The 25,432-nt window shown below is 43.6% G+C and carries 20 protein-coding genes; 15 read left to right on the top strand and 5 right to left on the bottom strand.

The window, feature by feature from the left end; translation table 11 throughout:
* Window positions 1-392: 392 nt before the first annotated feature.
* The 15 genes from QOL74_RS00400 to QOL74_RS00330 all read left to right on the top strand — a co-directional run bounded on the left by QOL74_RS00400 (window position 393) and on the right by QOL74_RS00330 (window position 19,799).
* Window positions 393-3,656, top strand: coding sequence for a helicase-related protein (locus QOL74_RS00400; RefSeq protein ID WP_283407447.1), 3,264 nt, complete (start codon window positions 393-395; stop codon window positions 3,654-3,656).
* Window positions 3,657-3,667: 11 nt separating this feature from the next.
* Window positions 3,668-4,396, top strand: coding sequence for a DUF4391 domain-containing protein (locus QOL74_RS00395; RefSeq protein ID WP_283407446.1), 729 nt, complete (start codon window positions 3,668-3,670; stop codon window positions 4,394-4,396).
* Window positions 4,389-6,347 (top strand): site-specific DNA-methyltransferase, encoded by a 1,959-nt coding sequence (locus tag QOL74_RS00390; RefSeq protein WP_283407445.1) that lies wholly within the window; start codon window positions 4,389-4,391, stop codon window positions 6,345-6,347. Before QOL74_RS00395 ends, QOL74_RS00390 begins: the two co-directional genes overlap by 8 nt.
* 13 nt (window positions 6,348-6,360) lie before the next feature.
* Entirely contained in the window at window positions 6,361-9,324 is a 2,964-nt protein-coding gene (locus QOL74_RS00385; RefSeq protein WP_283407444.1) for a type III restriction-modification system endonuclease, read from the top strand.
* Between the two features lie 76 nt (window positions 9,325-9,400).
* The gene (locus QOL74_RS00380; protein WP_283407443.1) at window positions 9,401-11,308 is read left to right on the top strand and encodes a hypothetical protein; all 1,908 of its coding nucleotides are present in this window, start codon (window positions 9,401-9,403) and stop codon (window positions 11,306-11,308) included.
* A 47-nt stretch (window positions 11,309-11,355) separates the two neighbouring features.
* Window positions 11,356-12,177, top strand: a complete 822-nt coding sequence (locus QOL74_RS00375; protein WP_283407442.1) for a hypothetical protein — start codon at window positions 11,356-11,358, stop codon at window positions 12,175-12,177.
* Window positions 12,178-12,317: 140 nt separating this feature from the next.
* The gene (locus QOL74_RS00370) at window positions 12,318-13,226 is read left to right on the top strand and encodes a GIY-YIG nuclease family protein (protein ID WP_283407441.1); all 909 of its coding nucleotides are present in this window, start codon (window positions 12,318-12,320) and stop codon (window positions 13,224-13,226) included.
* Window positions 13,227-13,259: 33 nt separating this feature from the next.
* The gene (locus tag QOL74_RS00365; RefSeq protein ID WP_283407440.1) at window positions 13,260-14,111 is read left to right on the top strand and encodes a DNA-deoxyinosine glycosylase; all 852 of its coding nucleotides are present in this window, start codon (window positions 13,260-13,262) and stop codon (window positions 14,109-14,111) included.
* A gap of 232 nt (window positions 14,112-14,343) precedes the next feature.
* Complete coding sequence (locus QOL74_RS00360) at window positions 14,344-14,958, top strand: outer membrane protein assembly factor BamD (protein ID WP_283407439.1); 615 nt, start codon at window positions 14,344-14,346, stop codon at window positions 14,956-14,958.
* Window positions 14,959-15,038: 80 nt separating this feature from the next.
* Window positions 15,039-15,344, top strand: coding sequence for a hypothetical protein (locus QOL74_RS00355; RefSeq protein WP_283407438.1), 306 nt, complete (start codon window positions 15,039-15,041; stop codon window positions 15,342-15,344).
* Between the two features lie 468 nt (window positions 15,345-15,812).
* Window positions 15,813-16,430, top strand: a complete 618-nt coding sequence (locus tag QOL74_RS00350) for a DUF6088 family protein (protein ID WP_283407437.1) — start codon at window positions 15,813-15,815, stop codon at window positions 16,428-16,430.
* 7 nt (window positions 16,431-16,437) lie between these two features.
* On the top strand, window positions 16,438-17,022 hold the full coding sequence (locus tag QOL74_RS00345) for a nucleotidyl transferase AbiEii/AbiGii toxin family protein (protein ID WP_283407908.1): 585 nt from the start codon (window positions 16,438-16,440) through the stop codon (window positions 17,020-17,022).
* A gap of 345 nt (window positions 17,023-17,367) precedes the next feature.
* Complete coding sequence (locus QOL74_RS00340; RefSeq protein WP_283407436.1) at window positions 17,368-18,756, top strand: AAA family ATPase; 1,389 nt, start codon at window positions 17,368-17,370, stop codon at window positions 18,754-18,756.
* Window positions 18,746-19,423, top strand: a complete 678-nt coding sequence (locus tag QOL74_RS00335) for a hypothetical protein (protein WP_283407435.1) — start codon at window positions 18,746-18,748, stop codon at window positions 19,421-19,423. Before QOL74_RS00340 ends, QOL74_RS00335 begins: the two co-directional genes overlap by 11 nt.
* Before the next feature lie 202 nt (window positions 19,424-19,625).
* A complete protein-coding gene (locus QOL74_RS00330) occupies window positions 19,626-19,799 on the top strand; it encodes a hypothetical protein (protein WP_283407434.1) in 174 nt (57 codons plus the stop codon).
* Window positions 19,800-19,981: 182 nt separating this feature from the next.
* Here the strand turns inward: QOL74_RS00330 and QOL74_RS00325 are convergent, their stop codons facing one another.
* The 5 genes from QOL74_RS00325 to QOL74_RS00305 all read right to left on the bottom strand — a co-directional run bounded on the left by QOL74_RS00325 (window position 19,982) and on the right by QOL74_RS00305 (window position 25,389).
* Entirely contained in the window at window positions 19,982-21,955 is a 1,974-nt protein-coding gene (locus QOL74_RS00325) for a CotH kinase family protein (RefSeq protein WP_283407433.1), read from the bottom strand.
* Window positions 21,956-21,984: 29 nt separating this feature from the next.
* Window positions 21,985-22,653 carry a DUF4956 domain-containing protein gene (locus QOL74_RS00320; RefSeq protein WP_283407432.1) on the bottom strand — a complete coding sequence of 223 codons (669 nt, stop codon included), beginning with the start codon at window positions 22,651-22,653 and terminating at the stop codon, window positions 21,985-21,987.
* A gap of 57 nt (window positions 22,654-22,710) precedes the next feature.
* Window positions 22,711-23,379, bottom strand: coding sequence for a polyphosphate polymerase domain-containing protein (locus tag QOL74_RS00315; protein ID WP_283407431.1), 669 nt, complete (start codon window positions 23,377-23,379; stop codon window positions 22,711-22,713).
* A 322-nt stretch (window positions 23,380-23,701) separates the two neighbouring features.
* Window positions 23,702-23,974: a hypothetical protein gene (locus QOL74_RS00310; protein ID WP_283407430.1), complete on the bottom strand. Its 273-nt coding sequence runs from the start codon at window positions 23,972-23,974 to the stop codon at window positions 23,702-23,704.
* Between the two features lie 146 nt (window positions 23,975-24,120).
* On the bottom strand, window positions 24,121-25,389 hold the full coding sequence (locus tag QOL74_RS00305; protein ID WP_283407429.1) for a DNA polymerase Y family protein: 1,269 nt from the start codon (window positions 25,387-25,389) through the stop codon (window positions 24,121-24,123).
* Window positions 25,390-25,432: the final 43 nt, after the last annotated feature.

The following is a 25,432-nucleotide window of genomic DNA, read 5'->3' as shown; positions in this document are numbered from 1 at the left end:
CCGGCAGAGAGTGTGGTTCACTCGTTGCCGGGATTTCTACTGGGTTGCTGTGACAGTACAAGACGATTGCTGGGCAAGACCCCGGAGACAATCTTTCACAGTGTTCTCAAAAGCCGGACCCACAATCGAATTTTAAATAATATCATCAATCAGGCAATTTAAAAAAATCGAATGAAATCCTAGAAATAGACAAATTTGAACGTTTATTATGCTAAAATAGTAGCTGGAGAGTTTTTTTGAAGAAAGTGGCAGACAAAAAAATAGGCTACCCAATAGACATTGTTGGCGATCTACCCAAATTGTCGATACTCGTTGAGTTGTTAGGAGCAAAATGATCTAAAAGACATATTGTTTACAGGAAAGCATCTCATCAAATACAAGGGGTGAAACACATGAGGAGCCCAAAGGTCTTAGACAACAAAGTGAACAAAGTGGTGGATGAACTTCGCTCTGAACTTAGAAAAGGAAGCCGGTTGTCTGTGGTATCTGCCTACTTTACCATTTATGCCTACGCTGAACTACGAAAAGAACTGGAAAAAATTGACCGACTGCGCTTTGTTTTCACCGAACCCACTTTTGTCAAAAAAGACCATGAATTAATCAGGGAATTTTACATACACCGCAACACCGAAAAGATAGTTTCCGGAAATGAGTTTGAAATCAAATTGCGCAATGAAATGCGCCAAGCTGCCATTGCTAAAGAATGTGCCAACTGGCTGGAACGAAAAGCGGAAATTCGTTCTCTGAAAAGCCCCAACCCGGCACAACCCCGCCTCATTTATGTGGAGAATCCAGAAGAAAATCTTTCCATCAACGGTACGGTTGACTTCACATCAGACGGGTTGGGGATCACTCCTTCAAACCGTTTGGACAGTAACATGTGTCTATACGGCAAAGAATACACCCTGGCTTTTCTGCAAGCCTTCAATGACCTATGGGAAGATGAAACAGCAGTGGAGGACGTGAAAAAACAAGTGTTAGAACAAATGCAAATGCTTTACAGTGAGAACGTCCCCGAATTCATCTACTTCGTTACCCTCTACAACATCTTCACCGACTACCTGGACGAACTGACAGAAGACAATATCGTGAAAAGCCGTACCGGGATAAAGGACACCTTGATCTGGAACAAACTCTATAAATTCCAAAAAGACGGCGCCATGGGTGCCATCGATAAAATTGAAAAATACAATGGCTGCATCATTGCAGACAGCGTTGGTCTGGGTAAAACCTTCACAGCCCTGGCAGTAATGAAATACTATGAACTGCGCAATGATCGTGTGCTGGTGCTGGTGCCTAAGAAGCTTCGGGATAACTGGATCATCTACACAAAAAACGATAAAAGGAATATCTTTGAAAAAGACCGGTTCAATTTTGACGTCATTAACCACACTGATTTAAGTCGCACCAGCGGCAAAACCGGTGACATCGACTTGGCAACCGTCAACTGGGGAAACTATGATTTGGTGGTCATCGATGAAAGCCATAATTTTAGAAACAACCCGCCAGTCAAAGGCCGTACCACCCGTTACGAACGATTGATGAACGAAATCATCCGTTCCGGTGTTAAAACGAAAGTCTTGATGCTATCCGCCACACCTGTCAACAACAAGATGAATGACATCAAAAATCAAATTTCCTTCATCACCGAAGGCGATAATCATGCCCTGGCAAAAGTGGGTTTAAACAACCTGGAGCTTATCTTAAGACAAGCACAGACAGTCTACAACCGTTGGTCGGAATTACCCGACGAAGAGCGAAAAACCGAAACGTTTGTCAACATGATGCACCTGGACTACTTCAAGTTATTGGACACCGTTACCATTGCACGGTCACGAAAACACATTGAAAAATACTATAATCTGGATGAAATAGGCAAATTCCCCACCCGATTAACTCCGGAAAACCTGTACCCGGAAATCGACCTAAAGGGCGATTTCCCCGAAATTGAATACATCAACAAATTGATTAAAAAGCTAACCCTTTGCGTGTATTCTCCCTTGGGGTACGTGCTGCCGGAACGAAGAAGCGCCTATGAAGAAAAGTATGACGTGAAAGTAGGCGCCCATAACAGCATCTTCCGACAGGTGGACCGGGAAAAAAGCCTGGTAGGCTTGATGCGTATAGGGATCTTAAAGCGCATGGAAAGCTCCATCCACTCTTTTGCACTAACGGTGGATAAAATATTAGGCAAAATCAACGCTGCCCTGGAACTTATTGAACGAAAACAATGGGATTATGATGTAGAAAACAACATTGAAGACATTGACCTGGATGATCCGGACCTGGACAACCTTCTCTTTGGCAACAACATTAAAGTATTGCTGCAGGACATGGACCTGCTCAAATGGAAACAAGACCTGCTGGCAGACAGGGACAAGTTGGAAACCATTTACCTGGAAGCCGTTGAAGTAACTCCGGAAAGGGACGCCAAACTGGCTCAATTAAAAGACCTGATGCAGCATAAAGTGAACCACCCCATTAACCCGGGAAACCTAAAGATCATTGTGTTCACCGCCTTTTCAGACACAGCGGAATACCTCTATGCCAACCTGACCCAGTTTCTTGAAGACAGAGGCCTGTACGCAGCCTTGGTCACAGGTAGCGGCACCAATCAGTCCACCCTGCCCTTAACCAGGGAACAGCGTAAAACCATCCGCATTACCGACCTGAACACAGTGCTTACCCTGTTCTCGCCCCGGTCAAAGGAATGTGAGAAAATCTACCCGGAAATGGACAAAGAGATTGATGTCATCATTGCAACAGACTGTATTTCAGAAGGCCAAAACCTGCAGGATTGTGATTACCTGGTAAATTACGACATTCACTGGAACCCGGTGCGCATCATCCAGCGCTTCGGTCGGATTGACCGTATTGGCTCCATCAACGAAGTCATCCAACTGGTCAACTTCTGGGCCACCCGGGATCTGGACGAATATATCAATTTGCAGCAACGAGTCCAGGGCCGTATGGTGTTAATGGATGTCTCCGCCACCGGGGAAGAAAACCTGATTGAAACCGACGCCAGCAAAGAAATGAAAGACCTGGAGTACCGTCGTAATCAGCTAAAACGTCTGCAATCTGAAGTGGTAGACCTGGAGGACATCTCCGGCGCCATCTCCATCACCGACCTGACCTTCAACGATTTCAAAATTGACCTGATGGAATACATGAAAGAAAACAGAAAGCTGTTGGAACAAGCCCCCAATGGCATGTACGCTGTGGCAGAAATCCCTGACGCGCTGCGTGAAGAGCTGAAACCCGGCGTTATCTTTACCCTGCGCCAGGTGAAAGAGGCCCAGCAGTTAAAAGAACAAAACCCCCTCTACCCCTATTACATGGCCTATGTGTCAGAGGAAGGGGTGCACATCACCTACACCCATGCCAAGAAGATCTTGGACTACTACAAAAAACTATGTTCTGGCAAGAAAGAAGTCTTTAGGGAACTGGTGGATGCCTTTAACCAGGAAACCGATGATGGACTCAACATGAAAGATTATTCTGATCTGCTGGAAGCCGCCATCGAAAACCTGACGGGTAAAAAAGAAGAAATGGGGACGGCCAGCCTCCTGAAAAAAGGTGGCACCACCCTGACGAAACATAAAGCAGAAGGCATCGACGATTTTGAACTAATCACCTTCTTGGTATTGAGGTAGGAGGTAATTTGATGGCCTATCACCACAAACTTCAAATCCCATCAAGTTGTGAGATCAATCAAATCATCGCCAAGGATTTGTTCTACAGTCAAGCCCAACTTACCAACAAGGAAAAAGACTTGATCAAAATGAACATCTCCCGGATCACATGCCTCTACAGCCTCAAGCCGGCCACCATCAATGTCAAAGCCTACAAAGACCCACTACGGGAATACGAAGAACTCCTTGTGATTCAAATGGCAGTGCGGGAAGACCGTAGCCTGGACCGACTGGCGGAGATTCTCATGAGAACCATCCCGTACCCCATGCTGCTGTTTGCAACCTGGGAAGAGAAGATCAAGCTCTATGCGGCCCACCAGCGCACCAACCAGAACGACCCCACCAAAAACACTATCGAAGAAGTGGTGGCAACAGACTGGGTAATGGAAAACAGCTCTCTCTTTGAGAGGCTGAACATTACAAACATGCGCTTTCGTAACCTGTATGCACTGTACGATGATTTTGTCTCGGCGGTATATCAGTTCAAAGTGGAGGAAATACTGAATCACCCTGCAGACCTCACACCGGAAGAAGCCAGGGATTTAAGCCTAACCATTCAACGGCTGGACGAAGAAATGACGAGTCTGAAAGGAAAGCTGAAGCGGGAAACCCAGTTTAATCGGAAAATGGAACTGAACATACAGATGAAAAAGCTGGAACAACAGCGCCAACAATTGACGGGAGGAAAGAACCATGAATGAAACCAAGCTAAACGGAAAAACCCCTAACATCACCCAGGAGAACATCAATAAACTGATGGAGCTGTTCCCGGAAGTGGCCACGGAAGGGAAGGTTGATATTGAAAAACTGCAGCAGCTGTTGGGAGAATATGCAGAAGACAAGCCAGAACGCTACAATTTTACCTGGAATGGTAAGAGCAGAGCCCTGCGCATTTCCCAAACCCCTTCCACCGGCACCCTGCGGCCCTGCAAAGATGAAAGTGAGCAGTGGGACACCACCCAAAACCTGTATATAGAAGGCGACAACCTGGAAGTGCTGAAGCTGCTTCAGAAGAGCTACCATGGCAAAGTGAAAATGATCTACATTGATCCCCCTTATAACACAGGCGGCGATTTTGTGTACAAGGATGATTTCAAAGACAACATCAAGAACTATAAAGAAATCACTGGTCAGGTAGATGGAGAAGGCAAGAACCTGAGCACCAATGCAGAAACCAGCGGACGTTATCACACTGATTGGTTGAACATGTTGTACCCCAGGTTGAGGCTGGCGCGAAATTTATTGAGTGATGATGGAGTTATTTTTATTAGTATTGATGATCATGAAGTTGATAATTTGAAAAAAGTACTAGCAGAAATATTTGGTGAAATGAATTTCATATGCCAATTTGTCTGGGCAGCTGGCAGAAAAAATGACTCAAAATTAGTTTCAATATCGCACGAGTACATGCTTTGCTATTCGAAATCGAAAAGTTGTTTGACTGAGAGCTCAACTTTGTGGCGGGAGAAAAAGCTAGGGCTAGATGAAATTTACTCTGTCTACAATAAACTCAAGAATAAATATAATCATGACTATAATGCAATACAGAACGAGCTGAAAATGTGGTTTAAATCTCTTCCACCAAATCATCCTGCAAAAAATCATTCACATTATTCATCCGTTGATAAGCGTGGAATATATTTCCCAGACAACATATCTTGGCCGGGAGGTGGGGGGCCAAAGTACGAAGTACTACATCCTAATACAGGAAAACCAGTTAAAATTCCTTCTCGTGGTTGGATGTTTAGTTCATATGCAAGGATGAAAGAGTTAATTGATGACGATAGAGTGCATTTTGGTGCAGATGAAAATAGTGTGCCCTGTACAAAATCATATTTAAAAGATAGGGAAACATCAGCTCCATACAGTGTCTTTTATAAAGATGGCCGCGCATCAACAAAAAGGCTTATGTCGTTAATGGGTGGTAAGGTTTTTGATAATCCTAAGGATGAAGAAATCATTAAGTCTTTAATTGAGTTCACAGGAACTTCTGAGGGGATTGTTTTGGACTTCTTCTCTGGCTCTGCTACAACCGCCCACTCAGTTATGCAATTTAATGCTGAAGACGAGGGAAATCGCAAATTTATCATGGTACAGCTGCCGGAACCCTGCGACGAAAAAAGTGAAGCCTTCAAAGCAGGATACAAGAATATTGCTGAAATCGGTAAAGAACGTATTCGACGTGCTGGCAAAAAAATTAAAGAGGAACATGGTGACGCTGCTGAAAACCTGGACATTGGCTTCAAGGTGCTAAAACTGGACAACTCAAACATCCGCAGGTGGAACCCAGACCCTGATGACCTGCAAACCAGCCTGGAAGATCACCTGGAAAACTTTGTGGCAGGGCGCAATGAGCTGGATGTAGTGTATGAGATCATGCTGAAATATGGTCTTGATTTAACCTATCCAGTGGAAGAATATGAAGTAGCAGGTCAGAAAGTCTATGCCATTGGCTTTGGCATGTTGATGATTTGCCTGGGAAATCAGATCACAACCAAAGTGGCTGAAGGTATTCTTAATTTGGTGAAAAAACTGGAACCTGAAAGTGCCCGGGTGGTATGCCGTGACAATGGCTTTGCCTCAGACAGCGAAAAAACCAATGTGAAAGAAATCTTTAACCTTGGCGGGATTGAGGAATTTATTTCAATATAGGAGGTGACGGAGGATGAAACTTCAATTTGACTCAAAACTGGATTTTCAAAAACAAGCCGTCGCTTCTGTGGTGGACTTGTTCCGCGGGCAGACACCCAACCACACTGTGTTCACGGTCACAACCCAAACACAACAGGTGGGGCTGCTTGATACCCAGAATGGTGTGGGGAACCGTCTGGAGTTAGACGAGGAAGAGATACTGAAAAACCTGCAGGAGGTGCAACTGCGCAACGGCTTACCCCAATCATTAAGGCTTCCTGCCATTGATTATAATTTTGATGTTGAAATGGAGACAGGCACCGGCAAAACCTATGTATACCTGCGCACGATGATGGAACTAAATAAAAACTATGGGTTTTCAAAGTTCATCATCGTAGTGCCAAGCCTGGCCATTAAAGAAGGGGTGTATAAATCCCTTCAGATAACTTATGATCACTTTCGAGAACTTTATGACAACGTGGTCTACAATTATTATATCTATGACAGCAGTAAGCTGGAACAGGTGAGAAGTTTTGCTGTCAGCGACAACATTGAAATCATGGTCATTAACATCGACGCCTTCCGAAAAAGCTTCAGTGACCCGGATAAGGTGAACAAGGCCAACATCATCCATCGGGAGAATGACCGGATGAACGGCATGCGACCCATTGAATTAATTCAGGAGACCAACCCTTTTGTTATCATTGACGAGCCCCAGTCGGTGGACACCACACCCAAGGCCAAGGAAGCCATCAAATCATTAAACCCACTGTGCACCCTGCGCTATTCAGCCACCCATGTGGATAAGCATCACTTGGTTTATAAGCTGGACGCCATTGACAGTTTTGAACTAGAGCTGGTGAAGCAGATTGAAGTAGCAGGCCTTGAAGCCAGGGAACAGCACAACCAGGCTTACCTTAAACTGGTGTCAGTGGATAATAAAAAGTCGCCTATAAAAGCGAAAATTGAAATGGACGTGCAAGACAACAAAGGCGCTGTCAAGCGAAAAGTAGTCACAGTGGGCGCTGGAGATGATTTGCAGGAAAAGGCTGGAGGTCGGGAGATCTACGAAAACTATGTGGTCAATGAAATCAATTGCGAGCCAGGCAATGAATTCCTTGATTTTACCTCCCAGGAAACGGTGCTGCGGTTGGACAAGCCGGTGGGCCATGTGGATGCGCTGTTTCTGAAAGAGCAGCAGATCCGTAAAACCATCGAAGAGCATTTGGACAAAGAGCTGTTGCTTAACAAGCAGGGCATCAAGGTGCTCAGCCTGTTCTTCATCGACAAAGTGGCCAACTACCGGTATTACGATGAACAGGGGAACCCACAGAAAGGGATCTATGCCCAGCTCTTTGAAAAGCACTACAAAGAACTGATCCTTCAACCCAAATACGCCACCCTGGTCGAAAAGATTGACGTGGAAACCCCTGCAGAAGAGGTACATGACGGGTATTTTTCTGCTGACAAAAAAGGCCGGGTGAAAGACACCACGGGGAAAACCCAGGACGATGAAACCGCATATAACCTGATCATGAAGAAAAAAGAAGCGTTGTTGTCCTTTCACACAAAACTCAGGTTCATATTTTCCCACTCCACCTTGCGTGAAGGGTGGGATAACCCCAACGTGTTTCAGATTTGTACCTTGAACGACACCAAAAGTGAAGTGAAAAAACGGCAGGAGATTGGTCGAGGGCTTCGTCTTTGCGTTGACCAGCAGGGCCAGCGAAAACATGGTTTTTCCATCAATACCCTGACGGTCATGGCCAATGAAAGCTATGAACAGTTTGCAGAAGCACTGCAGAAGGAATACGAAGCAGAAGAGGGCATTCGTTTTGGGGTCATTGAAAAACATACTTTTGCCAACATTACCATGGACAAAGCACTGAAAGCCAAGGGTTATATAGGCCAAGAAGCCTCAGAAGAAATTGTAAAATATTTCCAGGCACAAGGCTACATCGACAGCAACGGTAAAGTGCAGGATGCCCTGAAAAAAGCCATTAAAGAAAAAGACATCAGCTTGCCAGAAGCCTATGTACCTGTGAAGGAGGCTGTGATGGCCCTGAGCAAGAAGATTTGTGGCAGCCTGAACATTAAAAACAACAGCGACAAGCGAAAAGTGGAGTTGAACAAGCAGGTGTTCCTTGATCCGGAGTTTAAAACATTGTGGGACAAGGTGAAATACAAAACCACCTATTCTGTTGACTTTGATACCGATGAATTGATTGAAGAAGGCTGCCGTGCCATGCAAAAAGAATTGTCAATCACAAGCCCAAAATTGGTTTATACCAAAGCACGGCTTGAAATCAATGTGGGTGGTGTGCAAGATTATGAAGTAGACCGCAGTTCAGTGAGCGTCAAAGAGATAGACACAGCTCTGCCGGACATTATTGCCTACCTGCAAAACGCCACAAACCTCACCCGAAAAACCATCGTAAAACTGTTGGTGGATAGCAAAACCCTGCATCTTTTCAAAAAGAATCCACAGCAGTACATGGAGCAAGCAGCCCAGATCATCACCGCCAAAATGCGCTCCATGATTGTGGACGGCATCAAATACACCAAAATCGGGGAAGACGCCTATTATGCCCAGGAGCTATTTGAAGAAGAAGAGCTGACAGGCTACCTGAAAAAGAACATGCTGGCAAGCCAAAAGTCAGTGTTCCAGTATGTGGTCTATGACAGTGACGTAGAAGAAAGCTTTGCCACAAGTTTTGAGAACAACAACCGTGTGAAGCTGTACGCCAAGCTGCCAAACTGGTTTAAGATCCCCACACCACTGGGATCATACAACCCGGACTGGGCGCTGCTCATTGAAAAAGATGGCACAGATAAACTCTACTTTGTCGTTGAAACCAAAGGGAGCATTTTGGAAGAAAAACTGCGCCCCATGGAACGATCTAAAATAGAATGTGGACGTAAGCATTTCGAGGCAATAAACCATGACGTGGCCTTTACGGCTGCAGATAATTTTGAGGCTTTTATTGAGGATGTGTAGTGCTTGAGGACATATACAGATTTTATGTTCTTTTATAATGAAGGCTATACAGAAACTACAAAGGTGAGGTGTCCACATGAGTAGTGAATTGATGTTGTATTACATGCTGGCGGAGAACGTTGAAAAGAATTTAGATTTTATTGATTCGCTGTTGCCATTTGTTGAATACTGTCTTTTTGACAAAGTGCCAGATAAAATCACAACAGAGGTTTTGAAAAGCTGTGTCACATCAAAGTACGACATGAGTCTTACGGCAGCTAATTACGAAGATATTCTGAATCGCTTGGAAGCAAAAGGTCTGGTTTATAAGGCTGAGGCCGAAGGGATTGTCTACTACGAACCGGTGAAGGGCTATAAAGATCAAGAGGTTTTGAAGCGAGGCGAAGAGTTTACGAACGCCCTGGATAAGATCTGCAAAGACGTTATCATTTTCGCAAAAGAGAGTATGGGTGAAGAGATAAGTCCCATGGGCGTCAATGACAAAATGTTGAAGTACTTAGAGAAGAATATTGATGTGTTGATTTCTGAGGATCTGGCAGCACTAAATGGTGTGAAAGATAATAGTAAGGAAGATGTGCTGTTTAGTCTTTATTTTGTTGAACAGTACGAAAAACAGGAGCCTTTCAATGAGGCAATCGAGCAGTTAAAAACACTGCTTAAAGGCGTTGTTGCGTATAAGTATATTCACTATACGAATAATAAAGACAAAAAGTTAGAAGGACTTAAGGTCGTGCTCGACAGCCCATTGTTGATTTATGCACTTGGTTATGCTGGCGACCTTAGGAGAGACCTTGTGCGTGAACTATGCGATACCCTCAAATCACTCGATGCTAAAGTCTATTGTTATGAACATTCCGTATCAGAAGCTAGAAACAACTTGATTGCTTGCGAAAACATAATGCAGTACAAAGACCCGTCTTATGGCGATATGAGACTGACTGTGGACCACTTCTTATCGAAAAAGAACAGCAAAACCGAGATTTTTGAAGCCATTAAAAACATTAAGGCATCAATTAAGGAGATTGGAATTGAAATATACCCTGAGGAATTTTACGAGAGAGCTGATCATGCGCGATTCATCGATGAAAAAAGGCTGGCAGATCAAATTAATGAAGGGTTTAACAATACTGATCTAAATGTCGAAAGAGGAGAACATGACGCAAAAGCAATTAACATGACCCAGCTTCTAAGAAATAACAAGCAACCCAGTAATCTGTTCGAAAGTGAAGCGGTATTCGTTACCAAGAACAGGAAACTGGTTTATATTTCTACTTCGTTTCTCAATGAAGATGATTACACTATTCCGACGACCATACACTATACCACGCTGGCAACCAAACTATTGCTCATGAACGGCATTAAAGAGCCGAAGCTGCCATTATCAATTATTATGGAAAGATGCTATTCGGCTGTTGCACCAAAAAATGAGACATGGGATGCGTACATCAAGCAGCTAAATGAAGCACATAAAGCGGGTGAGATCAAAGAAATTGATTATATGATGTATCGTTCAGAAATGCGTTCGCGGAGATATCTGCTTAAAAAAGAGCTGGATGATTCGGTCTCATCAATTAGCATCGAAGAAGTAATGAGGTATGAGGAAGCAAAGATCGCAAAGGAAAAGGAAGCGGTGAGGCAAGAAGAGGAGAAAAAATATAACGAAAAACTGGATCAGGAGAGACAATCTAAGAATGAAGTTGAGAAGCATTATTCTAAGGTGCTTAACAACATTGAGAAATTTAAGGATGATGAAAGAACGCGTATTGAGAAAAAATACAAAAAAAGAAAGTGGGGCGCCGTGGTTGTGATCGCTCTATTTACCATATTCCAAAACATTTTCGATAATACCGTAGCTAAGGTTATATTCGCCTTAATCGCTGCTATTGGAAGTATGTTCATACAAGAAATACTGAAAAAGAAGGAACTGGATGACATTGACAAAAGAATCGATCAGGTTGACGCTACAATCCAGTCGGAAAATTGAATCATGGATAATATTCCGATGAGACTGGTGCACAATGGGGTGATGCAATGAAAAAAATTTCATTGAGGTATAAGTTAATACTAGTCATATTTATTGCAATACCAATTGTTGTAGCGGGTTTGATGGAGATTAACCTACCATTTAGTTTTTATAGGAATAATGATTGGATTGGTTTTTTTGCCAGTTATTTTGGCGCTATTATTGGTGTTATTGGTGTGTATGAGGTTATGAGATTTGATCAAAAGAAGAGGGATGAAGAGCGGAAAGATGAGATGTTTCTTAATCACTTGCCAATATACAGAAAGATTGAATCCAGCTTAGTTGTTTCAAGACTAACAAAACTACGAGAATCTTTATTTGATATTGAGAAGGATCCTGGCTGGGATATGGTCGATTCACGGACAAAACGAAAACTTATGCAAATAAAACAAAGCTTATATTATTGCGATGAAGTCAATGGATTTCATCACTTCATGCAAAGCTACATAATGAAAAATCTATATGATGATATCAAGATTACTGTTCAAATACAAGCTGATGAGTACACTGAAGCTGCGGAAATAGAGGACGTTCCAATTGAGTACCTTGATATGTTTATTGATGCAGTGAAGAAATGTTTTGATTTGGAACTTGAGACTGAGTACAGATTGGTTATTAAATCTTCTCGGAATGAAATGTTAGAAATAATCAGCAAGGTATCACAAAGAGATTTCACTAATAACATTGATGTTATCTTTAAGAAGCTTTCCAGGATTGATAGATCGGATGAATGGGCTTATTATATTTCAAAACATCAGCATACTTTTAGTCAAATTGATGGTATTAGAAATGAAATAAACAGAAGGATAGAGAAAGCACTAAACTATTAATTGAATAAGAGCCTCTTTCCAGTTATTAGATAACGTAATAATGTGAATATGCTGATGGTGCTGACTGACCAGCTCAGACGACACCTATTAATGGAAAAACAACAAACAAGATCTGTAGGGTGAAATAAGGAGGCCTGAAAATGCCCACAAGAGGAAAAAGCATCAACCTATACTTAATGGACGGCACCGCCAATGGCCGTATTAAATGCACCCTGGCCAATTGGACAGGGGTGGCCTACAAAATACCCCGTACCGAAATCGACAATTGTAAAGAACGGCACGACCTTAAGCAGAGCGGTGTCTATTTTCTCTTTGGCATCTCCGACCAGACTGGTGATAATGTGGTGTACATTGGCCAGGCAGGGGCCAGAAAAAACGGGGAAGGCATTTTGTACCGTTTGCAGGAGCATAAACGCAACCCTGAGAAGGATTACTGGACAGAGGCGGTAGTCTTCACCACCTCCAATAATTCCTTCGGGCCAACGGAGATCAGTTACCTGGAGAATCGTTTCTGCAAGTTGGCCACAGAGGCCAAGCGCTACCTGGTTAAAAATGGTAATGACCCTACCCTTGGCAATATCACCGAAGAAAAAGAAAGTGAAATGGAGGAGTTTGTTGATTACGCCAAAATCATCATGGGCACTTTTGGGCACAAAGTCTTTGAGCCTTTGGTTGGCAGTTCGCCCACTCCCGTCATAGACCCTCCAACCATCGACAAAGAACCAAAACTCTACCTGTCAACCACCAAAGCCAATGCCATTGGCCGCCGTACCAATGAAGGGTTTGTGGTGTTTAAGGGTTCCACGGTGTCAGCTGTACCCACAAAGAGTTGTCCGGAGACCATCAGCCGATTAAGAAAACAGCATGCAGAGCGAGTGAGCAGCGAGGGCATGCTGCTGGAAGACACTCTTTTTGGCAGCCCTTCGGCAGCTGCGGGCTTTGTTACCTATAGCAGTGCCAATGGTTTAACCATGTGGGCCACTGAGAACGGCAAGACATTGAAAGAGCTTGAGGGTGAAGATGAGAGCGAGCAATCTTCGCAAATATGAATCGGTGCTTTGAAAGCAAAGGAGTTGGCTGAGATGGCACAAAAATCTGCACACTTTGATACTGTTGAAGTAGTAAGGAATCGAACCATCAGACCATCGACAAGACTGGAAACATCGAAGAGCTATAAGATCGACACTAGGAAAGTATCTACGAACAACACCTTGATTGTAAACATTGACCATGAAGCGAAACCTTTCCAGAAGTCATACAAGTTCAAAGGCTCAGATGTCGCACACCGAAACAGCATCAGCTTTAGGGTAGATGAACTTGAATCACCAATCAGAATAACCTGGAGCGGCGTAACACCTATCGAAACATTTGTTCTTGAGACCAAATCGGAAATATCCAAATCATTAGAAACGAAGGCAAGTGGTACAGTCAGATCCAACTCTTCACAGATAAACATCAAAACCTCATTCGCTCCTATTGAGGATCAAAATATAATCACACTGATACTAGGCACTATGCCTGGAGATAAATCGTTAGAGTATGGTGAGTATTATAAAAACCCCAGGAATAGATTTTGGAAAATAATAGCTGCTATTACAAAAAATGATCTGCCAGAGACATATCAGGATAAAAAGATGCTTCTCCTCAAAACGAATATTGGAGTTTGGGATGTTGCCCATACAGCCATAAGAAAAGGAAGTTTGGATAGAGATATGGAAGTTCAAGAACCTAACGATATTGGGAGCTTTATTGCAGGGCATAAGCATTTAAAAACAATTGTGTTTAATGGATTAGAGTCTGAAAAGCTGTATGATAGATTTTTTGAAAGAAGTAGAAAAATAAAATATGTATCTTTGCCAAGTTCTAGTTCGGCAAATGCAGGCATTAGTTTTAAATTAATATGTGAAAAATGGAAGCAAATACTGGATTTTTGATCACTATAACAAAGAATACGCGTTGCTGTTTGGTTACAAACTATAGTCACGCAAAGAATAAAAACCTTGTGATTAGAAAGAAGGTGCTGTGACCTTGATTCATACGCCCTTGCGAGAGTTATTGGATGGCTGACACCAATAGATTTTGCCTCAAAAAGCTGGGTGTATGCAACCAACATTAAAACTTCACTATTGAATGGAATTTACTATTAACTGCGAAGGATGTGTGTTTATGGGAAAGAGATTACTCATAATGTTGGTTCTGTGTTTTGTCTTGGTAGGTGGCGGGTGTTCAAATGAGTTTAAAAACAAACTTGATGAAGGCAAAGGAGCGTATGAAGCAGAGAACTTTATAATGGCGATTATTCATTTTGAAGAGGCTTTGTTAATTAAGCCTGGCGATGAAGAAGCAAAACAGTTGCTGGAGATGTCAGAATCTAAATTGAAAGTATTGCTTGATGAGCTTGAGAAAGCCCAGCTAGAATTGGATTTAATAAACTACTTCGGCAACCTCTACTCAGCTCATTATAGCTTTATTGAATACCTTCAATTGGCATCAACAGACGATGATGTTGATCAGTTACTCAAGTTAAAAAGAGACTTAAATATCAAGTCGCCAGCGGCTATTGTAGATTATCACCGCCAATATTTGAGTGCTATGGATGAAATATATGATGCCCATTTGGAGTACATTAGGGGTGTAGAAAGGCAAGACCATAATCAAATAAGAGAAGCATCCAATAAGTTAGGTGATTCGGTGAGGTCTTTTGAGTTGTATATAAGAGATATGGAAGCTTATTTTATCAAAAATCAGATGACAAAAGAGCAAGTGGCATTTCCATGGTAGTATTTATTTGTTCCGGAAAGTAAAACCATACACAGAACTCACGTTTAATTTTCACAAATCATTTATCGAGGAGGACTCAAATGTTTGGATTCTTAAAACTTGGTGGGGCACCACCGGCAGCATACAATTATTACCGTGGCACATCTAATCAAGAAGAGAGGACGATACTGGAAGATTTGTACAACGTGTATGATAAGTCAGTTAAACTAGTAGAACACGATTTTAAGGAATTAAGAAAGCACTTACTGAAAAATGGGAGCAGTATTGACTCATTGCCGGATGAAAGGTCGTATATTCTTGGAGGTACTTATGAAAAACTAAAAGAGTATGGCAAGAATAAGGGCTATCCTGAAGCATTGATATCGCTATTTGACCAGGGTTATTGAGTCTTGGATTGAAAAATGACTGAAATGATAAGTGGTGATGACTAAGGTGATGGTATCGCGATAATGTATAAACCGCTTAAACCATGTAAACATAAATCAGGGCAGTTGGGACGGAGGTACTGTAACTTTGGTACTGTAACTTTCTCGAAGGAATTCATAAAAATGACCACTGGTTACTGGCCCAGTGGCCGAGGCCTTTGCTCGTCCTAAACCGTAGGTAAAGGATCATGCTACTTGTTACTTGAAAAGCGAAACGCATCCTATTAATAACATACCACTTAATCATCCGATTAATCACATCTTATGCACTACTTGAAATCGCAATGCCAGAACAGTATAGTATGGTCAACAGTACCTGCCACGCCTCTTCACAATGCGTACCAAGGCGGGTCGTTTTGTTTTTTGGTCCCCCCTACCATTCTCGTCACCAATATTGTATAATATTAGTGACGAAAGGTGGTGATGAGCATGACCAGTAACAAGGTAATGGAAAGTATGATCCAGAGAATAGACGCTTCCCCGAAGGGCAAAGCCTTTGTTTTGTCAGACTTTGCAGATTTGGGAAGTTACGATGCGGTTAAAAAAGCCTTTTCCCGGTTAGCGGCAGAAGGGAAACTGATCCGGGTGCACAGGGGCATTTATCAAAAACCCGACTATAATGAGTTTTTGCAGCAAGAAGTGGCGCTATCGCCACGGGAAGTGGCAGAAGCCATTGCCCGGGCCTATGGATGGCGTATTGTGCCCTCCGGGGAGGCTGCCTTGAACCAGATGGGGCTTTCCACCCAGGTGCCGGCGGTGTATGAGTATGTGACCGACGGTCCCCATAAAACTATTCGTCACGACCAGTTTGTGATCAAGTTTAAAAGGCGAACCAACCGGGAGATTAGCGAAATTTCCCCTAAAAGTGCCCTGCTCATCGAAGCCATTAAAGCCATTGGCAAAGAAGAAATGAACAATGAAATAAGAGCGAAAATGATGCGCAAGTTTAACCAGGCAGAAAAGAAAAAGTTATTGAAAGAAGCCCAAAGAACACGCTCCTGGGTTTATGAGGAGATTAAAAATATGACATCGGAAAGAACCTTTTAAGTTAGCCATTGATGAGGCCGACAAGCAGACCATTCGGTTTATTTATCCCCCATTGTTCAAGGATGAAGCGTTGAGACAAGAAATCAGGCTTGAAATTGGCCCTTTAGCGGCATGGACACCGGTTGTCACCAAGACGGTTGAACCCTATGCAGCATCTTATAAACCGGATCTTTTCGAAAAAACACACACTGAAATTCGCATGGTGAGTGCTGCAAGGACATTTTGGGAAAAAGCGACCATTTTGCATCAGGAAGCCAACCGCAGCAAAACGAAGATGCCAGCCCGGTATTCACGACACTATTATGATCTTTACATGATGGCCCAGACACCTGTGAAGAGTGAGGCCATTAATGATTTAGCGTTGTTATTGAGAGTTGTCCAGTTTAAGCAAAAATTCTACGCTTGCGCATGGGCTCAGTATGAACATGCCACGCCAAAAGAAATCAAGCTGCTGCCACGCGAGGAGCATATGAAGCAATTGAAGGATGACTATGCAAAAATGGAAGCTATGTTGTTCGGAGAAATACCTGAATTTGAAACGCTGCTTCAGGGGCTTAAAGACTTAGAAGATGAAATTCATGCCCTTGAGTAGAACGTGACACTGCTTCAACAAATGATGATGGTTGGATTTGTTTATTAAAATGCAAGGGATATAACCCAGCGGCGATGTTCATCAGGAGGAGGAGTCCTCTCTTGACCATTGACTTCGTCGCTGGGTTTTTGTGCCCCAACATCTAATCTCGATTACCCGCCAGCACTGTAATGCTCTTGGCCAATTAATGACGTTGCATCAACATGATTGATTAGCGTAAGCACCTAAACAAAGCAAAATAGAATAACATTAACACGAATAGATACAAAAAATATCGAAACCGAAAAATAAATTCACAAATTACGTGTTTTGTGATATGCTTTGTTGTAAGTGGAGGTGTATATGATGCAAGATGTGATGATTCGCATAAGAGAAGCAGAACTTGTTAATATAAAAAATGTTGAATATGGAAAAATTGAGATTTCAAATGACAAAGCATCGCCACATAAACGGATGAGTGCCGATATAATTGGCATCTATGGTCAAAATGGTTCAGGTAAAACAGCATTTGTGGATGCGATGTGGCTCGTCAAACACCTGATCAGTGGGAAAGAGCTGCCGAAGAACGCCGGCGACTATATCTTTGAAAATGAAGAAACGGCCACGATTAAACTGGGTTTTGATTTGAGTATGGATGATGACCATTATCAGATTTTCTACGAAGTTGAGATTGAAAGAAGAGATGAAGGCAAAGCCAAAGTGGTTCGGGAGTATTTGGCTTACAAAGAGTTTGTTGATAATGCCTGGAAAAGCAAGGCAGGCATTATTGACTATCATGTGAAAGACAAAGAGTATGCATTTAAGCCGACAAAAAACTATCGTTTACTGGCATCGAAGAATGAAGATGTTCAAATTGATTTGGGTGTTGCGAAAAAAATGTCGGCTAAAAACAGCACTTCTTTTATTTTTGGCAGTGAGTTGGAAGAGATCATTAAGAAAAGCCAGGGCTTTAAACGCTACACAGACATAATGGTTGCCTTAAAGCACTATGCCAATGTGAATCTGTTCATTATTAAAAATCATCATGCGGGAATGATTAACATGAATGTGTTGATTCCCTTTAGTTTCAGGTTGCTGGAGGAGAAAAAAATCACACAGGGGGATTTGGCAATTGGTCTTTTGAAGCCATCAGTGGTGCCGGAAGAAGTATATAATGTTGTGGTGAAGGTGCTTGAACAGATGAACATTGTCCTTGAAACCATTGTGCCAGGTCTTACTATCGGACTGAAAAATCACGGCAAACAACTGAAAGAAGATGGCAATGAAGGCATTCGGATTGAACTGATCTCCATAAGGGATGCTATTCGTGTGCCATTAAAGTATGAATCCGATGGGATTAAGAAAATCATCTCCATATTGAGTACATTGATCACCATGTTTAATCACCCTTCAGTCTGCATGGTGGTTGATGAATTGGACGCCGGCATTTTTGAGTATTTGCTGGGTGAAATTCTTCAGATTATCAGTGAAAATGGAAAGGGTCAATTGATCTTTACTTCTCATAATTTGAGGCCGCTGGAAATGCTGGATACTCGTTCAATCATATTCACAACAACGAACACAAAAAATCGCTATCTGCGATTTGCCAATGTGAAGAGCAACAATAACCTGAGAAACCTGTATTATCGGAGTATCAATCTGGGCGGCCAAAAGGAGGAGATTTATAAAGAGACCAACAGCTTTGATATCAGTCGTGCCTTCAGGATGGCCGGGAGGGTGATTGATGAAAATTAAAAAGGTCATTCTGTTTATTGTGGAAGGCATCGCAGACAAAACATCTTTGGGTGGCATCATTGGTAAATTGGTTTCTTCCAACTTGATAAAGTTTTATATAACCGGGGGCGATGTAACGAGTGACCAATATACTCATGGCGCTAATGCCGTTAAGAAGGTTAATGAGCATGTTAACAGATTTCTGAAAAGAGAAATTGGCATTAATAAGGGTGATATTATTCAGATCGTACACCTCATTGACATGGACGGCGCCTATATTGAAAGTGCTCAAATTAAAGTGGAAGAGGTCGAGGGCTTTGTATATTCGGAATCATTTATCGCAGCAAAGGCAGCCAGTCGTGTTACTGAAAGAAATAGTAGAAAGCAGCAAGTCATTAATCGATTATCGCTGTGTCCCCAAATATCGGGCATTCCGTACAATATGTACTATTTTTCGTGTAACCTTGAACACGTGTTGCACAATGAGATAAATCTGGCGGATGAGTTGAAAATGGAATATGCTGCAGCGTTTTCGGATTCCTATTATAAGACCGAAGAGACATTTATTGACTTCATTCGAGATAAATCCTTTGCTGTTAAAGGTGATTATAAAGAAACCTGGGAGTTTATCAAGCTCAACGGAAATTCTCTTAAACGATACAGCAATTTTCATTTATTCTTTGGATGATCAAACTGGACTACCGAAAGGGATCTTTGACCCCAGCGCTTGACCCGTGAGGGTTCGCCAATATGGACGCACCCATATTGGGTTTGTCATTGAAATAACCGGTGATCTTTGCTATGATGTGCTTACAGTTAACCGCAGAGCGTATATTGGCAACACCATAGGTATGAATATGAAATGTCAATGAATAAAGCAGGTGTCAAGTATGGCGACCAAAAGCATCTTAAAAAATATCAATATCAAAGACAAGCGTATGGGCAGGTCGGTTGTTTCTTCTCTTGAAAAAGCCAAAGACAAAGAAACTACGGCAGTTGTGATGTCAAAAAAAGTTAAAGAAATTAGAGGCGATGAAATCGGGGCGTTGTTTGGTGGAAAATAGACAAACGGGTTATAACCTCATTAATCTAACACACCTGATACTGCAAATGGGGGAGGATAGAACAAAATCTATCCCCCCCATTTTTATTGCCCGATAAACGATGACGTTAATCCCGGTTGCCAAGCACTGTGATGCTCTTGGCCAGCTCATTATTTTAGGTGCGGATTACTTGAGCATATTCATTATCTGGCTTTTGATTTTGCAACAAAAGCAGTAGCACCAGCCAGTATCATCAACAGAACAACAATCAATGCGGTATAACTTGTATGTGAGTCGGTGGACATCACTACACCAATTGTATTGTTCATGTCTGGCCGGCCCATTCCTCCGGGGGCATTTGCGTCTCTCTCAGGCATAGCATTTGGCAAACCTCTTTCATTTCCACCACCTGGTAATCTGCCTTGCATATGAGTGAGGATTTCTATCTGTTCATCGGTTAGGCCCAGTTCCAAAAGTTCGTCTCTCACTTCACTGGTGACTTCGCCGCCTGCCTCCATTAGTACTTGCATTGCCGGCTGCATGAGTTCTGTCTCAATCATATCCATACCGCCCATGCCTCCGGGCTGCCTGGCCTCACCGCCTTGCTGACCACCCATTGAGCCGAGGGCTGAAAGGGTGATACTGGAAGCGTCGATCAACGACGATGTGTCGGCGCTTTGGCCGCTTGATGTGGTTGGGATCGTCCCGTCCAGTTGGCCTTTGATACTTTCGGCGCGCAAACGTCCAAGCTCGATGAAATGTGGCAACGAGGCTTCATACTGCTCATATGTGTAAGAAGCAGAAACATCATTTTTCACATAGTCATTGATCTTTGTGTCCAGCTCGCGTATCCTGCTTTCATACAGGCCGCTCTCGAAGTACCCTTCAACAATCTGCCGCAGGTATTCATGGTAGCTGTCCATGTACTCATCGACTTCCAACAGCTTGTTCAATAATGGCCTGTCTTCCATTGACACACCGCTGACCGGCGTGTCAATGGGGAAATTCACAACATCCGTTGCGCCTGACGTGCCTCCAAAGGACATGCCTCCGAAAGCCAGGTTATAGTCCCAGGGCAGGATGGCTAATACCCCGTCGCGCTCATAGAGATAGTAGTTCTGTGCCATGTTTGACGTGTAACTGTCCAGGTTCACAACCACCGTATGCGCCGCGAAATAGCGCAGCGTCGCATCGACGTCAATGTATTCTTCCAAATCGGTTCCGGCGTTTAAGTTTTTCAAAGCCGTGATGACACGCTGCTTGTCGCTGTCGGAGTTGTTGTTAAAAACAGCGTTGTCCAATACCGAGCTGTAACTGCCGGGATCATCGTCAGTATATACCAGGGAACCGCCGCCCATGCTCCCCATGCCGCCGAAGCCGCCGCCTTGGGGCCGCTCGCCTCTGGGAATATTGGGCACTTCAGTCGTGCCTTCGCCTTGTTCTGCGGTGCCATCCGGCACAGCAGGAAAATCTGTGTGATTGACGTCTGTGCGTCTGCCAGGAAAACTGTTGACGGCACTTTGCCGCAAATCTTCAAAATCTCCCCGCATTCCCATCCCAATTTTCACATTGTACAATTGTCCGGAAGCGGTGTTGTAAACCCTTTCAAGGAAGGACTGTTCGTACCGTTCCAGCATGATCCCGAAACCGTAATCCTCGCCGTTGACTGTGACGCTGGCATAATTGTTCAGCGGTGTGGCCACACCAATATAGCTCATAAGATCATAAGCGATATAATCCTTCATATAGGTTGCATCACCTATCATGTTATTGACACAAAAGACATCCAGTCCGTAAAACGTCTGTCCTTTGACATATTTATTGGCTTTGAACTGCAGGCTGTAATTGCCGTCATATGAATCACCCATCCTGCTGCCCATGGATAAGCTTGAGTTACCCTTCGTCCGTATACCGATGGTGCTGAACCTTTGTCCGTTGATGACCAGATCAGCGGAAATCCACTCCTTGGCTTGGGCGTTGCCAAGCAGGTCTTGCCAGTCTTCCTCACTTACCTGAATGTCGATGGTGACAACCTCTTCGCCGAACAGTTCTTGCTGATATTGGGGGATGCGGATCGTATCAAATGAGTTGGCCGCGTAGACGATAAACCCACACAATACTAAACTGAAAAGCATGGCTGCTGTGGTAATGACAGCAATATATTTACTGGATATCATGTTGAAACATCCTTCCCGGTAAATTCTCCTTACATGTAGTATTCGCCGTTATAGGAAACAAGAGTCGCATTGTGAACACCTTCGATTGCTAAAAGTGCGTTGACAAATTGCGACGATGATTCCTTTAGCCGCACTTCGACGGTTAACTCTACACCTGTGATGGAGACGCTCTTCGCCTTGACAACGGTTTTTTTGGTGTGACTGTGCAGCAGATGAATTGACTGTTCTTCTGCCTTTTCGTCAGAGCAGCTGATGACAACCACATACGGCATGTCGTTCGTTTTTCGATGGACAAAAATAAAGAGCATAAGGCCAATGACGACAGAACTGATGACTGCCATGGGAATGAGTCCCGCACCAACAACGATGCCTTCTGTGATCGACCAAAATAAGTACACCAGGTCGAGGGGTTCTTTTACTACTGTTCTAAAGCGGACGATGGACAGTGCCCCAATCATGCCGAGACTGATCAGCAGATTCGAAGAGACCGTTAAAATGACAAGGCATATAAGCATGTTCATGGCGATCAGTGAAACGCCAAAGGACGATGAGTACATAACGCCTTTGAAAGTTCTTGTATAGACAAAGAAGATGAACAGCCCGATGGCAAAGGATATGAACAGCGCCGCCAGTATATCGGGGATTGAAAAAGTCGCGGCTCTATCCAAATAGCTGAAATTGAAAATTTGTTCCAACATGGTTGATTCCTCCTGTGGTTTGAGTTGTTAAAATACATGGAATGTCGTTGTGTTTGTTTATACAAGTCTTCCGACGACATACTTTGAAAATTCAGTTTGATTGCGCCAGCCGATTTGAAGAATGTCGCTGATGATATCCGGAAGAAAGCCATCATATTTGATCTCTAAGATGATCGTTTTTGCCGCCGGAATAGTGGTCATATGCCGATTCAGAAAGCCCGCCACCCAGTTTGCTGTTCTGATGTTGCTATCAAAGGTAACTCGCACATTTCCCGCGTGGTATGTGTAAGCTTCCCGGTGGTATTCCACAATGCTTTTTGGTCGAAGGTTCTGATAACGGATTTTTGTATACAGTTCCATAAACAATGGCTCGTCCGGGGTTTTAAGGCAATCGTATTCCCCTGCCAACAATGCTGCACATTGCGCTGCCTTGATGACGGTGCTCTCCTTATAAGTCAGCCGGTTTTCCTTGCTCTTTTTTTCCAGGCGAATCAGTGATGTGTCATCGTTGTAATATCGCAACCGGAATTTTTCCCTACGGCTCAAACCCGATAACTTTTCCACCACAGCCTTGTCCGAATAATTATCAAAGTAGAGGCTGCGAATGATATAGCCATCATCATCCCCGACGTTTTCGTCCAGTCTTGCTACGGTCTGCAGCCTCATTCGCAACTGTGCGTAATCCGATGCGTTGATATGATACTTCAACTCATGTCTGCCGTTCATGTTCTCACTCCCCTCATATCTGTATGCACGTATGATATTGCATAAAACTGAACATTCATTGTCAGCTTTCTGAACTTTAACTGAACTTTTGCTTAACCAGCAAGGGAAGCGTGAGAATGTTCAAAAGACATAAGATGAGTCTCTTGGAGTGGATTGTTTGGGAGGATTTGAGTTTAAAAGCGATGAGCAGCGAATCATTTTGTTTGCTGTACATGTTGGCAAGGAAAAGATGCCAGGTTTGAGTCATGGTAATAGCTCCAGCAAAGCAAAAGATCCCGGGGAATCGATTCTCCAGGATCTTTTGCTTTGCTGTCGGCGGGTTTTACATCTTAAACAAAAACCATTTACAGGTACTCAGTTCGTACTTCAGTTCATAAACCCTCTCAAGATCATGCATCACGCTCTGACAACGGTAAACCAGCATGCGGTTTCCTGCCGGCTTTTCTTCATGCTGCTGAAGAATACGGTCCACTTTAACAATTACAGGTTCGTGGTGAGGCTGGTCTTTCGCTTGCCAGCGATACCGCAGCGGACGGGGAAGTCCCTGAGAATCAAAAAAAGCAATGACTTCAATGGGATGCATCCATACTTTCATGACAATTCGCCTCCCAGCGAGTAAATGAAAATTCAATAGAAAAATTAGATCTTTCTCCCTTTTGCCGCGCAATAGAGGCCGATGTAAAAGATGAGAGACCAGGAGACCGCCCAGCAAGCAAGTGAGCAGCCACATATAACCAGTTACTACAAATAGCTGGCCATCATGGGGTATTCCACCTCTTGGTCTTGCAGCACTCCACCCATGAGAGGCTGAATGGGAGAGTGAGAGAAGCAGCCCCGAAAAACAGCCCGGGTGCCAAAGCGGGAGCGGAGCGCATCAATGGTCTTGTCCAGCTGATGATGTTTTTCCAGATGCTGATGGAAGAGGGACAACTGGTAATAATCGTTGCTGCAAAGATCTGACAGGTGCATTCCCATGTGCCGAAGAGGCTCCTTTTGCCAAATATCATCAAAAAGACGGCAGGCTTCCTGCCAAATGAGAGATGTGACATCGGTGGGTACCTCCAGACGGCGTTGGTGATGGCAGGTAATGAGCTTATCGGAACGAAGGGTCACCGAGACTACCTGTGCACAGCGGCGGATTTTTCGAAGACGCATGGCGGTGGTTTCGCAAAGAGACAGGAGAATCTGGTGGGCTGTGGCTCTGTCAGTCACATCAAAAGCCAGGGTGCTGGAATTGCCGATGCTTTTGACGGGTACGGGTTCATCTGTCACCCGGGAATGATCCAGTCCATTGGCATATTGCCAGATAAGCAGTCCTGGTTTTTTCAACCAGCAATGAATCAGCTTGGGATCAGTTGCTGCCAGCTGGCCAATGGTGAAAATGTTGTATCCCCGCAGTTTTCGAGCGGTGGCCCGGCCCACAAAAAACAATTCCTGAACTGGAAGAGGCCACATTTTTTCGGGCATTTCATGAAGAAAAAGGGTATGCACCTGGTCAGGTTTTCGCAGCTCTGAAGCCATTTTAGCCAGTAGCTTATTGGGTCCAATACCCACATTCACCGTAAAGCCCAATTCCTGCCTAATTTGGGCTTTCAGTCGAGTGGCGGTTTTCACGGCGGCGGCTTCTGCCTCAGGTCCCGGTGTCATACCTGGAGGAAACTGGTAATGCAAAAAAGCTTCGTCGATAGAATACCTTTGAATCAGGGGAGCATACTGGCTCATGATGGCCACCATGGCTTCACTGCACTGCATGTATAATCCATAGCGGGGAGGCACCACCATCAGGCCTGGACACTTTTGTCGGGCGCTATGAAGCGTTTCCCCTGTATGAATCCCGTATTTTTTGGCGGGAATGGATTTGGCCAATACAATTCCATGGCGGTCGGCTTCGTTGCCGCCCACCACTGAGGAAATAGTGCGCAGATCAACAGAATCTCCCTGTTGCAATCGATACACTGCTTCCCAAGATAAATAAGCACTGTTAACATCCACATGAAAAACACAGTACATTTGTTTCGCCTCCACCTTCATCATACACGGAACATATGTTTGA

It is taken from the genome of Anoxynatronum buryatiense, from assembly GCF_900182905.1.
In the GTDB taxonomy this organism is placed as follows: Bacteria; Bacillota; Clostridia; order Peptostreptococcales; family Tindalliaceae; genus Anoxynatronum; species Anoxynatronum buryatiense.
This window is presented reverse-complemented; position numbering and strand designations above follow the sequence as displayed.